Origin of the sequence: Psychroserpens burtonensis DSM 12212 (assembly GCF_000425305.1) — a bacterium.
GTDB classification, from domain to species: domain Bacteria; phylum Bacteroidota; class Bacteroidia; order Flavobacteriales; family Flavobacteriaceae; genus Psychroserpens; species Psychroserpens burtonensis.
The window spans coordinates 153,712-167,263 of sequence record NZ_AUDE01000012.1 but is presented as its reverse complement, the minus strand read 5'-3'; the positions used below and the strand labels follow the sequence as shown (position 1 = coordinate 167,263).

11 protein-coding genes are annotated in these 13,552 nt (G+C 34.8%); 9 read left to right on the top strand and 2 right to left on the bottom strand.

Annotated features, from left to right (window positions below):
* Window positions 1-197: ISAon1 family transposase N-terminal region protein (locus H593_RS0106060; RefSeq protein ID WP_425414345.1), on the bottom strand; the 197-nt coding region annotated here is incomplete at its 3' end.
* A 386-nt stretch (window positions 198-583) separates the two neighbouring features.
* Here H593_RS0106060 and H593_RS0106055 point away from each other — a divergent pair.
* The 9 genes from H593_RS0106055 to H593_RS0106015 all read left to right on the top strand — a co-directional run bounded on the left by H593_RS0106055 (window position 584) and on the right by H593_RS0106015 (window position 13,083).
* Window positions 584-1,168: an RNA polymerase sigma factor gene (locus tag H593_RS0106055; protein ID WP_028871623.1), complete on the top strand. Its 585-nt coding sequence runs from the start codon at window positions 584-586 to the stop codon at window positions 1,166-1,168.
* 113 nt (window positions 1,169-1,281) lie between these two features.
* Window positions 1,282-2,343 carry a FecR family protein gene (locus tag H593_RS0106050; protein WP_028871622.1) on the top strand — a complete coding sequence of 354 codons (1,062 nt, stop codon included), beginning with the start codon at window positions 1,282-1,284 and terminating at the stop codon, window positions 2,341-2,343.
* Window positions 2,344-2,536: 193 nt separating this feature from the next.
* Window positions 2,537-5,764 carry a TonB-dependent receptor gene (locus H593_RS0106045; protein WP_028871621.1) on the top strand — a complete coding sequence of 1,076 codons (3,228 nt, stop codon included), beginning with the start codon at window positions 2,537-2,539 and terminating at the stop codon, window positions 5,762-5,764.
* A gap of 4 nt (window positions 5,765-5,768) precedes the next feature.
* A complete protein-coding gene (locus H593_RS0106040) occupies window positions 5,769-7,097 on the top strand; it encodes a RagB/SusD family nutrient uptake outer membrane protein (protein WP_028871620.1) in 1,329 nt (442 codons plus the stop codon).
* 29 nt (window positions 7,098-7,126) lie between these two features.
* The gene (locus H593_RS0106035) at window positions 7,127-8,473 is read left to right on the top strand and encodes a PKD domain-containing protein (RefSeq protein WP_169338350.1); all 1,347 of its coding nucleotides are present in this window, start codon (window positions 7,127-7,129) and stop codon (window positions 8,471-8,473) included.
* A gap of 12 nt (window positions 8,474-8,485) precedes the next feature.
* Window positions 8,486-9,619 (top strand): PKD domain-containing protein, encoded by a 1,134-nt coding sequence (locus H593_RS0106030; protein ID WP_037051609.1) that lies wholly within the window; start codon window positions 8,486-8,488, stop codon window positions 9,617-9,619.
* Between the two features lies 1 nt (window position 9,620).
* Window positions 9,621-10,466 (top strand): cyanophycinase, encoded by an 846-nt coding sequence (locus H593_RS0106025; RefSeq protein WP_028871617.1) that lies wholly within the window; start codon window positions 9,621-9,623, stop codon window positions 10,464-10,466.
* A gap of 1 nt (window position 10,467) precedes the next feature.
* A complete protein-coding gene (locus tag H593_RS0106020) occupies window positions 10,468-11,790 on the top strand; it encodes a M20/M25/M40 family metallo-hydrolase (RefSeq protein WP_028871616.1) in 1,323 nt (440 codons plus the stop codon).
* A gap of 12 nt (window positions 11,791-11,802) precedes the next feature.
* Complete coding sequence (locus H593_RS0106015) at window positions 11,803-13,083, top strand: T9SS type A sorting domain-containing protein (RefSeq protein ID WP_028871615.1); 1,281 nt, start codon at window positions 11,803-11,805, stop codon at window positions 13,081-13,083.
* Window positions 13,084-13,232: 149 nt separating this feature from the next.
* Here H593_RS0106015 and H593_RS0106010 read toward each other — a convergent pair whose 3' ends face one another.
* Window positions 13,233-13,484 (bottom strand): hypothetical protein, encoded by a 252-nt coding sequence (locus H593_RS0106010; protein ID WP_028871614.1) that lies wholly within the window; start codon window positions 13,482-13,484, stop codon window positions 13,233-13,235.
* Between the last annotated feature and the right edge of the window lie 68 nt (window positions 13,485-13,552).

The following is a 13,552-nucleotide window of genomic DNA, read 5'->3' as shown; positions in this document are numbered from 1 at the left end:
TTAGTGGTTTTATCTAACCATCTACGTCGTTTAACATGCAAATAGACGGTATTACCTCTTAATGGAAAGTCTTGGATAGTGGCTTGTTTATGGAACCCATGTGCAATTAATTCTCGGGAAGTTTCTTCTTTAGGGGCGCTATTGCGTTCTTCAAAATAAAGATGCATTACTTCATCTTTCTTGGTATGGCTAATCAAATCGAAGTGGGTTATTAAAAATTCAGGAAGAATAAGCTTAAGCAGTTCTTGATAGTTGTCCAAAATACTCTTTTTAACAAAAATCGGAATCTATTTTTAATTATCAAACACAACTTTTAGGAATGATCCCCAATTCCGCCTATCTATTTTTTGAACGTCTTGAAATTTGAACCTTTCTTGAAACAGACAGATTGTACCGAGTCAGTCCCTTTTCAATGAATACCTACCTGAAAACTAAAAGATTTTAATCCATTTAAATATCAATATTCAAGGTGTATAATCGTCATCTCATTTTTTATTCCATATTATTACTGTAATTTATATATTTGGATGCAATTAGTATTCTACAAACCACTGTTTTTAATTAATCTAAAGCGTATATAACTTTGAAAGCTAAAAAAGGTATCGATCTTCTTTTGTGGGCAAAACTCAAAGACGGAAATATTGAGGCTTTAGGGAAGCTATATGACCTTTATATTGATGATTTATTTAGATATGGTATTCAATTTTGTTCCAATAAAACAGAAGTTATGGATAGTATTCATGATGTATTCCTAAACCTTTATAAGTATAGAAATAAGCTGGCAGGTACAAATAATGTCAAGTACTACTTACTTCGGTCAGTGAAAAATCAAATTCTTAAAAAAGGTAAAGGGAAGTTGCAAATACAAGCTATTGATGATAATAATCTTTTTTTAAAAGATTTTAGTGCTTCTGCAGAAGAAGAGATTATTGTTAATGAGATTAAAAATGAACGGGCTTATCTATTATCTAAATCAATAAACTTGTTAAGTAAAAAGCAAAGGCAAGGTTTGTTTTTAAGATTTAATGAAGAAAAGGATTACGAAGACATTGCTAAAATCATGAATGTCACTGTGCAAACCTCAAGAACTATTATTTACAGGGCGATTAAGTCGCTTAGAAACAGCATGTTATTGCATATGTTCTTTCTGGTTCATTTTTTTTATTAAAATTCCTCATATTTTTTTGTCTATACCTCCAACATGTTTGACTTATTATAAAAAAGACCTTAAGTCTTTTTTATTTTAAATCAGTGCTTCTTAATACATAGTTTTAGAAATAGATGAAAGATAATTCTTTGCATAAAATGAATTTTGATGAGATCTCTAAAGAAGAGAAAGCTCAATTAAAACACAAAATTACAAACTCAGTTTATACCTATATGCAAAAAAAACGTCGTGTAAAGTACGCGATGAGCTTTGCTGCAGCGTCAATAGTACTTTTGTTTTCAGTGGGAATTTTTAATTACATGACACAAGATGTTTCTTCAATAAAAACCTTTGTCAATTCAGTGCAACTTCAAGAAGAACATAATGAGGTAACTCTTATTTTAAATAACGAGGAAGGTGTTGAGATTTCAGAAAGTGATTCAGCAATAACCTATTCTAATAATGGTCAAAATGTAACTATTGGAAATTCAAAGTTTTTAAGTCAAGCGCTTTCGACTCAAAGTGAAGTGGTGTACAATACATTAATTGTTCCTTATGGTAAGCGCTCAGAAATTGTCTTATCCGATGGTAGTAAAGTTTGGCTAAATTCTGGCTCAAAATTAATATTCCCTGCCATATTTTCAGAGGATAAAAGAGAAGTATATCTGGAGGGTGAAGCTATTTTTGAAGTGACTCATAATGAGAAAAAATCATTTATAGTTAAATCAAAAAACCAGGATATCGAAGTATTAGGTACAATATTTAATGTGAGTAATTATTCTGATGACGACTCTATATTCACAGTGCTTAAAAGTGGAAGTGTTCAAATACATTATAAGAATGACAACCTGATTTCTTCTAAAAAGCATTTAAAAATAGCTCCAAATACGTTAGCTACTTATAACAAAAAGGCTAAACGTATCGACACAATTACGGTCGATGTCGAAATTTATTTTTCATGGCGAGATGGTGTTTTTGTTTTTAAAAATGATGCTTTAAAAACGATTATGAAAAAACTATCAAGGTATTATAATGTAGATATCATTATCAATGATGAAAATTTATCTAACCAAATGTTTTCAGGATATTTAGACGTAAACGAAGATTTAGATCATGTTTTAAAAATCATTAATCAGGCTGAAACGTCTCCGTTTACATATAAAATGACAGATAACAATCAGCTAATCATTAATTAATAAAACGCTCTAATATGAAGCAAAATAAATTGTAATAAAAAACTAGAAGATGCGCCAACACCTTCTAGCTTAAAAAATTAACATAACTGCATTTAACAGCAATATTAACCACTAAAACAAAATTATGAATAAATATGGGAATCTTTACGTTTTTAAAAGTGTAAAGTCTTTAAGATACTATTTGGTAAATATTATGAGAATCTTTCTATTATTAATAACCATTGGTTTAAGTTCTGCTTTTGCAAATACTTCAAATGCTCAGACTAAAATAGATATAAACGTAAACAATGTAACTTTAGAAGAATTATTTAAAGATATACAGAGTAAAAGCGAATTTATATTTTTTTACAAAGATAATGTGTTAAAATATAACGTGTCTTTAAATCTTAAAAACGCAACACTTAGTACAATTTTAGATACTGCATTAGAAGGTACTAATTTAACTTATAAAGTAGATGATAGGCAAGTTGTTATTAAGGAGAATATCAATCCTATAGTACCAGCTAATAAGTCTAAAAGTACTCCGCAGAATAAAATAATTACCGGTAAAGTTGTGGACGATACAGGCCTGCCATTGGTAGGGGCAACAGTCATGGTTAAAGGAGCTAATACAGGTGTTATTACAGATTTTGATGGTAATTATAAATTGTCGGTTCCTGATGATGCAACGACGCTAATCATTTCGTATTTGGGTTTTTTGCCTCAAGAAGTTGAGATAACTGGTACGTCAATAGATGTGCAAATGGTTACAGATAATGCGGCCTTAGATGAAATTATAGTTATTGGCTATGGTACAGAAAAAAAAGCTTTATTGAGCGACGCTGTAACTTCTATTAAATCTAATCAAGTTAAGGATTTACCCGTGTCATCTGTAGATGGTATTCTTCAAGGTCAGGCAGCTGGTGTGCAAGTACAGCAAAATTCTGGAACTCCTGGTGGTGAAATGTCAGTGAGAATTCGTGGTTTGAGTTCCATTAGTGGCTCTAATCAACCACTTTATATTATTGATGGTATTCCTGTGACAACAGGTGATTTTGCACAGATAGGTTATTCGGGTCAAGGCTCAAGTGCGCTTTCAGATTTAAACCCAAGTGATATAGAATCTATAAGTATATTAAAAGATGCCTCTGCAACTGCTATTTATGGAGCGAGAGGTTCTAATGGTATTGTATTAATAACAACCAAACGTGGTAAGCAGCAAAAATCTGTGGTGAGTGTTAACGTCTATTCTGGGATGCAACGTGCTTGGAATAAATTAGATATGTTGAACGCAAGGGAATGGATGGATTATAGAAACGATCTTACTAATAGTACTGTTTTTACCGAAGAACAAATGAATAATATCACAATCGATACCGATTGGCAAGATGTTATTTTTAGAACAGCTCCAATAAGTAGCTATGAAGTGTCTGCAAGAGGAGGATCTGAAAAAACACAGTTTTTCGCGAGCGGAACGTTTTTTGAACAAGAAGGTATTTTGATTGGTACGGATTACGAAAGAATTAGTACGCGGTTAAATTTGGATCATCAATTATCTGACAAGGTTAAAATTGGAGCAAGTATAGGTTTAACCTACGCTAAAACGAATCGCGTTGAAGGCGATCAAACGCTACAAGGACCGTTGCCAAATGGTATTTCGACACCTGCAATTTTCCCGGTTTTTAATGAAGATGGGGCTTACAATCAAGACGGTCCTTATTCTAATGCAGTGTCGATAGCAAATGAAACTATTAATGAAAATTTTTCATACAGAACTAATTCTAATGTTTATTTGGAGTGGGATATTATAGAGGATCTAAGTTTTACCTCAAAATGGGGAGTAGATTTCTTGAATTTTAGAGAACATGCTTATGAATCTACTAAAACTGTTCAAGGTGCCAAATTCAATGGTTTAGGATTTGAAACCTACTCTAATGTTTCTAATATCGTTTCTAATAACTTATTGAAGTACAAAAAGAAATTCAACAAACATAAGATTGATGCATTGGTAGGTTACACCTTTGAAAAATACCAATTTAGGTCATCCTTTATTAGAGGTCAGGATTTTGCAGATGACGATTTAGAGTATATCAACTCTGCAGCAACAATAGTTTCAGCTAGTGCAAGTGCATCAGACGAAGGGATACGTTCGTATTTAGGTCGTTTAAATTATAATTTTGACGATAAGTATATCGCGTCAATCACAGGTCGTTTTGATACGTCTTCAAAATTTGGATCCAATAACCAAACTGGATTTTTTCCAGCAGCATCTGTGGCATGGCGCGTTTCCGAAGAAAACTTTTTAAAGAATCAAAAAACCATTTCAGATCTTAAAGTGAGAGTGAGTTATGGTATTACAGGTAATGATGATATTAGTCCGTTTTTATTCTCAGAACTCTACGGAAATGGATCTTACGGTGGGCAACCAGCAATTTTCCCAAGTAATATTCCTAACCCAGACTTAAAATGGGAAAGTACAACGCAACTTAATATTGGGCTTAACGTAGGGTTATTTAATGATCGTATCACACTTACTGCAGATTACTACAACAAGCAAACCAACGATTTATTACTGAGAAGACCATTGCCTTCTAGTTCTGGTTTTTCATCAATTACCGAAAATGTAGGGAAAGTTGAAAATAAAGGAATCGAGATCTCTTTAGAAACACAAAATTTTATTGGGGATAATTTTACTTGGAATACACAGTTCAATATTTCTGGTAACCGTAATGAGGTATTAGAATTGTATAACGGACAACCAATAGATGATATTGGACGTGGTGGAAACAGAATTATGGAAGGTCAGCCTATTGGGATTTTCTACAGCTATGAATCTTTAGGAGTGGATCCATCAACGGGCGATATAGTGTATGCAGATACTAATTTTGACGGACAAATAACATCGGCAGATAGAACGATTGTTGGGAATCCGCATCCTGATTTTATATTCGGTTTAACAAATAATTTTACTTATAAAGGGATTGATTTAACCATCTTTTTACAAGGGTCTTATGGTAACGATGTATTTAATGGTTCTAGATTGTTCTTAGAATCCTTGCAAGGCGGTGATAATCAATTGGCAGCAGTAACAAGACGTTGGCAACAACCTGGAGATATTACAGATATCCCTAGAGCAACCACAGATCCAATTGCATCTGCACAAAATAAACGTGTATCGTCCCGATTTATAGAAGACGGTTCTTATATGAGGGTTAAAAACGTAACATTAGGTTACACGATTGGTAACAATACACTCGAGAAAACAATGTTTTCTAGTGTGCGTGTGTATGTGAGTGCACAAAACTTACTCACGTTTACAAAGTACACAGGTTTGGATCCAGAAGTGAATTATAGAGGTGACGACAATTCTGTTATTGGTACAGACTTTTTTACGTATCCACAAGCGCAAACAATCACTTTAGGTGCTAATTTAAAATTTTAAAAAGATGAAGAAGATAATTTTTATAATGGTCATATTATGCACGGCATTATCGTGCGATGTTTTAGATGTAGAACCTCAAAATTCTATTTCTGCGGAAGAAGCGTTTAAAACGAAAGAAGATATTGATAAAGGTATCTTGGGCGCTTATGCATCGTTTCAGAGTTTAAGTTACTACGGAAGAACGTTTGGTTTGTTTTCAGATTTGGCTGCAGATAATCTATCGCATCCTCTCGCTGCAACAGCAAGCTCTTATGCAGAAGTTAATAATAACAATATCTTGCCAGAAAATGGGTCTGTAGATGGTATTTGGAGTTTAGCGTATGACGGAATTAATGTCGCTAATAATGTCATTGATAAAGTGCCAACCATTGCAGATATGACAGAACAAGAAAGAAATGAAGCCTTAGCAGAATTGTATTTCATTAGAGCTTTAAATCATTTTAATCTGTTAAACTATTTTGGAGGTGTTCCTATTAAAGTAGGACCCACTGTGGGCGTTACAAATTTGGACGCGCCTCGAAATTCAGTTGAAGAGGTGTACAGCCAAATCATAAACGATTTAAACTTCGCTGTAGAATTTCTTCCTGTGTCAGGAGTAAAAATTAGAGCCTCTAATGCTGCTGCTAAGGGATTGTTAGCAAAAGTATATTTGTACAAACAAGACTATGCGTTAGCGATTGAATTGGCTTCAGATGTGATCACAAATGGCGGATATACATTGCCATCAAATTACAGTGATGTATTTGCAGATGACGAATCTTCAGAATCTATTTTCGAAATTGCATTTACGCAATTGGAAAGAAACCGTATTGCAGAGTATAATTTTCCGCAGTCATTAAATGGACGACGTGAAGTAGAACCTTCACAAGATTTATTGGATGCTTATGAGGCTGACGACGAAAGATTTGAAGGCAGTATTGCTTTTGAAGGTGATAAAGCCTATGCTATTAAATACGACGATTTAAGTCTTGGAGCTGATAATTATATCATTTTGAGATTAGCAGATCTATATCTTATTAGAGCCGAAGCTGAAGCTAGTTTGGCTGCACCAAACGCAGGATCGGTTCAATTTGATATCAACCAAATTAGAGTGCGAGCAGGCTTGCAACCAACCACGGAATCATCTATCCCGCAATTAATCAGAATTATTGAAGACGAAAGACGACTAGAATTTGCGTTTGAAGGTCAACGTTGGTTTGATTTAGTAAGAACAGATCGTGCCATAGTCCTGTTGCCAAATGTCAATAGCCCTAATCAAACGCTTTTCCCAATTCCTTTAGATGAAATACAAACTAACAACAGTCCAGGAATGGTTCAAAATCCAGGATACTAAAAATAAATATCATGATTAAAACACATCTTATGAACACTAAATTTTTCAGTTACATTTTTATAGCGATTTTGTCTTTTACATTTTTCACATGTGAAGAAGATGAGGTATTACCACCGCAATCTCAAGCAGAATTTACTGCAAGTGCAACTCAAGTTGCTGTTGGTGAGGAGATTCAGTTTACTAATAATTCTGAAAACGCTACTGCTTATGCATGGAGTTTTGGAGATGGTACAACGTCAAATCAAGTCTCACCAAGAAAAACATATGCAACGAGTAATGTCTTTTTAGTGAGTTTGGTTTCTACAGGTTCTGGAGGGTCCACAATTTCTAACTTAGAGGTTACGGTAACTCCAGCAAGTTCGTTTTCCGTAGAAAACGAAGAAGATCTTATTGCAACGATTCCAGTTCAGTTTGTCAACACATCTGCAGGCGCAAACACCTATTCTTGGGAATTTGGAGATGCAGATAACTCGACATCAACAGAGGAAAGTCCAATGTTTACTTACGCAACTGCAGGAACATTTACGGTAAGTTTAACCGCAAGTAGTGCTTTTGGTTCACAAACATTTACAAAAGATGTCATTATCGGTGAAGCACCCGAAGCGCCAGCTAATGTATATTACATGGCCATAGGTGACGAGTATGTTAGAAAACTAATTTTAGACGGAACAGGAGCTGTAAGCGATGTTTATAACGCTGTTGGTAAAGGTGGTGTTGGTATGGCTTATGACGACGTTAATGAGAAATTATATTTTAGTGATTTTGATACGTATCCCTTCGGAAATATCTGGAGAATGAACCTGGACGGAACAGGAATTGAAGCGATTGCAACAAATATTGGTGATCCTTATGCGATTGCTCTAGATGTTGACGGAAACAAAGTTTACTGGGTTGATGATGATGGAAATGTATCAAAAGCAAATTTAGATGGTTCTAATCCTGAAATAGGGTTTTTCTCAGTGCCTGGTGTGAATTGGAGAGCCATTTCTTTAGATGTTGAAAATGGTAAAATGTACGTTTATGATGTTAATATTGAAGAGGTGTATGAAGTGAATTTAGACGGTACAAATCCTAATGTTATTATTACAGGAAATTATGGATACGCACTTTTGGTGGATACCGTAAATGACAAAATTTATTTTGACGACCAAAATGATGATTTACTAAAAGTAGCTAATCTTGATGGTACTAATATTCAAACTATTGATGCTGAAGGGACACGGATTTACGGGATGCAAATAGATCATGAAGCTGGCAAATTATATTGGTCTGGTCGTGACTCGGGAGAATTATACAGTGCTAATTTAGATGGTACAGACAGACAAGTGTTAAGAACAGGAATAGCAAGCCCAAGGGGAATTGCTTTAATAAAATAAACGTTTAGAACAATGAAGAATTTAATTTATATAATTGCGATATTGTTAACGGTTGGAATGTTTCAGTCGTGTTCCGATGATGATTTTCCAGTGCCACCAGCCAGTACAGTACCCGAATTTGCTTTTGTAATAGATAATGATGAGTTTGCGCCGGCAACCGTTACGTTTACAAACAATTCTATTGTGCCAGGTAATGTAGGTACTGCCACGTATTACTGGAATTTTGGTGATGGAGAATCCACCTCAGAAGAAAACCCAACTTATTTATATACTGAGTCAGGGGCTTACACCGTGAATTTGGTAGTGACAACATCTGAGTCTCTAGAAATAAATGAGATCACAAAAACAGTGGTTATTAAAGATCCTAATGCAACGGGAGTTCCTATTTATTTTACTGATGGCGCACAAGTGTATCAAGGACTTATAAACACGCAAGCACCAATTTTTACAACTGTAAATGGAGTCGTAGCACAATCGTCTTACGGGATGGTTATTGATAATGTAAATAGCAAACTTTATATTAGTGATTATGGTGCAGATAAGATTTACAGATCTAATTTAGATGGTAGTAATTTTGAAGAGTTTAGAACAGGTGTCGATCAACCAAATGGGATGACTATTGACTATGAAGAAAATCAAATTTATTGGGATACGAGTTCAGGAATTCAAAGAGGAAATATTGATGATACTGACGTGAATCAAGTCGAAGATTTTGTGACTGGACAATCTAATGATCCAGACGGACTTTCCATAGATTTAGTCAATAGAAAGCTCTATTGGGTGAACTATAATGGAGGCGTTTGGGTAAAGAATTTAGATGGCACTGGCGAATCTGAATTGATCCCAGTTATTGAAGGAGGAAGTATGTTGGTTATTGGTGATCGAATCTTTTACGATGAGTATGTCGCTTCTGGAGATGTACGATTAAAATCTGCAGATTTAGACGGGACTAATATTTCTACAATTGCTGTGAATATTGGAAGAGTGGTTTATGGCATAGGTTATGATGCCAATGAGAATAAAATTTATTGGGGAGATCGCAGCACAGATGTGATGATGAGAGCAAATTTAGACGGCTCTAGTCCAGAAGCATGGTTTACACATTCAGCCGATACTAGAGGAATTGTTATCGGTGAATTAGAATAGTATGATATTGAGAAGGTTAATTATATTTAGTTTGTTTTTTGGGCTTGCATTTCAAAGTTCGGCTCAAAATTTTGACATAAAAGGAAAACTATTTATTATAGGTGGTGGTTCAAGACCAGCATCTATGCTAGATCGTATGGTTAAAGAATCGGGAATTGATAAGGAAGGTTACGGAGTTGTTTTGCCAATGTCAAGTTCAGAGCCTGATTCTTCGGCGTATTATGCAACTAGTCAATTTTATAAACAAGGTGTTACTAATATCTATGGGTTGAATTTTGTTAAACTTGAAGAATTAAAAGCTTCAAAACTAGATTCTATTAGAAATGCAAAATTGATCTATATTTCTGGAGGGGATCAAAATAGATTTATGGATATTGTAGGAGGAACAGACATTGAAAAAGCCATTCACGACGCTTATAAAAACGGGTCTTTAATCGCTGGAACAAGCGCAGGAGCGGCAGTTATGAGTAAAATGATGATTACAGGAAGTGAGTTAAAACACCCAGAATATGCTTCAACTTTTAGACATTTGGAATCTGAAAATATTGAAACTAAAACAGGCTTAGGGCTCATAACGACCATTATTGTAGATCAGCATTTTGTAAAACGAAGCAGGTATAATCGTTTATTAACTGCTATAATTGAATATCCTCAATTAGTAGGTATTGGTATAGACGAGTCTACAGCAGTTTTAGTATCTGGCAAACAGATGGAAGTCGTTGGCGAATCTCAAGTGATTGTTTTCAAAAATCCAGAACAGTCAAAAAACACTTTTAATGATAAAATTGGTGCGCAAGGTATATTATTGAATATTTATTTGCCAGGAGAAACCTTTACAATAGATTAATATGATGATTTTAAAATTTAATAATAAAAGTATCGTTCTTATAGTGCTTTTTTGCTTTTCGCTTTTAGGTTTTTCGCAAAACAATACAGAGGAGAGCAACATTGTGAAAGCGGTAGACAAGCATACAGAAAGTGCTATTGAGCTCATTAAAACAGCAGTCAATATGAATAGTGGTACTATGAATTTTGAAGGGGTTAGAGCTGTAGGAAGTCTTTTTCAAAAGGAACTCGATAAATTGGGTTTTAAAACAGTACTTACTAATGGAGAAGCTTATGGTAGAGCAGGTCATTTAATAGCCACGAGAAAAGGTAAAAAAGGTCCAAAATTTCTCTTAATTGGTCATTTAGATACTGTTTTTGAGTTGGAAAGTCCGTTACAAGAATACACCATGCTTAATGATTCTATAATGAAAGGTCCTGGAGTTGCAGATATGAAAGGTGGTGATGTCATCATCATTTTAGTAATGCAAGCACTCAAAGATGCTGGTGTTTTAGACGACATGTCTATAGAAATAGTAATGACTGGCGACGAAGAAAAAAGTGGAAATCCAATTGGGTTGTCTAAAAAAGATTTGATCGATGCGGCTAAGCGTGCAGATATCGCTTTAGGTTTTGAAAATGGTGATAATAATCCAAAAACCATTGTAGCATCTCGACGAGGTTCTGCAGATTGGGAGCTAAAAGTGACAGGTGAACCAGCACATTCCTCTCAAATTTTTACTAAAGATATTGGAGCAGGAGCGATCTATGAATCTTCAAGAATTTTGAATGAATTCTACGTGCAACTCGCTAAAGAGAAAGATTTAACGTTTAATCCAGGTTACATTATTGGTGGTACAACTTTAAAGCCAGGTTCAGACGGCACTGGAGGTCATGCTTTTGGGAAATCTAATGTCGTGTCTCAAGAAGCTAGTGTTAGAGGTGATTTAAGAGCGGTGTCTTTAAGCCAACTTATACAAGCAAAGGCGACCATGAAAAAAATTGTTTCAGAGAACTATTCTAAAACCTCCGCAGAGCTTATCTTTGGTGAAGGCGCTTATCCGCCTTTAACCTTAACAGAGGGGAATTTAAAGTTATTAGAATATTTTAATTCTGTAAGCCAGGATTTAGGGTTTGGATCAGTAACCGCTGTAAACCCTAGAAATGCTGGAGCTGCAGATATTTCGTTTACTTCAGAATATGTCGATATGGCAATCGACGGACTAGGACTCACAGGAGGTGGTGGAGATCATACTATAAATGAAACAGGGAATTTGAATACAGTGGCAACACAGGCTAAAATTACTGCAGTATTAATGTACCGGTTAGTCAATTCCAAATTATAAAAAATGAAAGCTATGAAAAAAATTACACTACTATTATTTTTGAGTATCCAATTCTGTTTCGCTCAAAATTATACAGAATACCAAACAGGAAGCACAACAGACGTGACCACTAATCAGCAACCAGGCGTATGTCTAATGGGAGGAGCTACAGAACAAGAGGATGCCATGATTTGGTTTTTAAACAAAGCAAACGGTGGTGATGTTGTCGTGTTGAGAGCTTCAGGAAGTGATGGTTACAATAATTATTTTTATACCGATTTGGGTGTTACAATTAATTCTGTGACCACATTTGTAATAGATAATGCAGCTGGTGCTGCAGATCCTTACGTGTTGCAAAGAGTGGCAAATGCAGAAGCAATTTGGTTTGCAGGTGGCGATCAATATGATTATGTAAGCTATTTTAAAGATAATGCTATGGAAGACGCACTTAATAATTTTGTTAATGTAAAACAAGGTGTTATTGGCGGTACAAGTGCTGGTTTAGCAATCTTAGGAGGTAATTATTTTTCTGCTCAATATGGTACACTCACTAATGCAGTAGCTTTAAGTAATCCTTATCACCCAAGAGTAACAATAGGTCATGATGATTTTTTGGATATTCCTTATTTAAATAATGTTATCACAGACTCTCATTATGATGATCCAGATAGAAGAGCAAGACATAGCGTCATGTTAGCTAGAATTGCAACAGATTATTCTATACGTTCTTTTGGGATTGCTTGTAACGAATACACTGCAGTTTGTGTAGAACCAGATGGTAAAGCTTATGTCTATGGAGAATATCCTGCTTATGATGAATTTGCATATTTTATACAAGCTAATTGTACGACAGATTTTGAACCAGAAACTTGTGTTTCAGGTTCGCCATTGACTTGGGACAGAAATAATGAAGCCATTAAAGTGTATAAAGTTCCAGGAACTGAGAGTGGTGTAAATTATTTCGATTTGTCAGATTGGGAAACTGGTAGTGGAGGCGAATGGCGTAATTGGACTATTGATACTGGCGTGTTTACATCTTTAGTAGGAGTTAATCCGCTTTGTAGTGCATTATCAGTAGACGATTTTGATATCGCTAAAGTAGAGGTATTTCCAAATCCTTTTTTAGATCAGATACAAATAAGTTCTCAAACCGACTTAATAGACCTAAAGCTTTATGATTGTTTAGGGAAAATGATACCTATTAAAGTAAATGACAATACTACAATTGACACCTCTTTTATTAGTTTTGGAGTGTATTTTTTAAAAATAAAAACAGGTACAACAGTTCAAACTCTTAAGATCGTTAAAAGGTAGATATGCTGTTCTTTGAAAGTTTGAGTGGCAGTATTCTGTGATGACAAATATATTTGTACTGCTCTTTGAATTTTTTTTTAACTCTATTTGTTTCAAATAAAAAAGAGCCTGATGAAAATCAGGCCCTTTTTTTATATTTACTTAATGACCTAGTCATTATCATTCGTAACTTCTTCTACAGCTTCCTTTGCGGCTTCGCCAGCTTCTTTAGTTTCATCAACAGCAGTATCAATAGCTTTCCCAGCTTTCTCTAATGCACCTTCAGCTGCATCAGCAGCATCTTCAGCTGCGTTTTCTACTGCATCAGCAGCATCTTTTGCACCTTCTTTAGTTTCTCTGCATGATGCAACAGACACGACAAGTGCCAGTACTAATGCGATGTTTAAAATCAATTTTTTCATTTTAATAGTTTTAGTGTTAATTGTTGTTATTGATCGAAATTAATATTTAAATTAATTATATCGTTAAT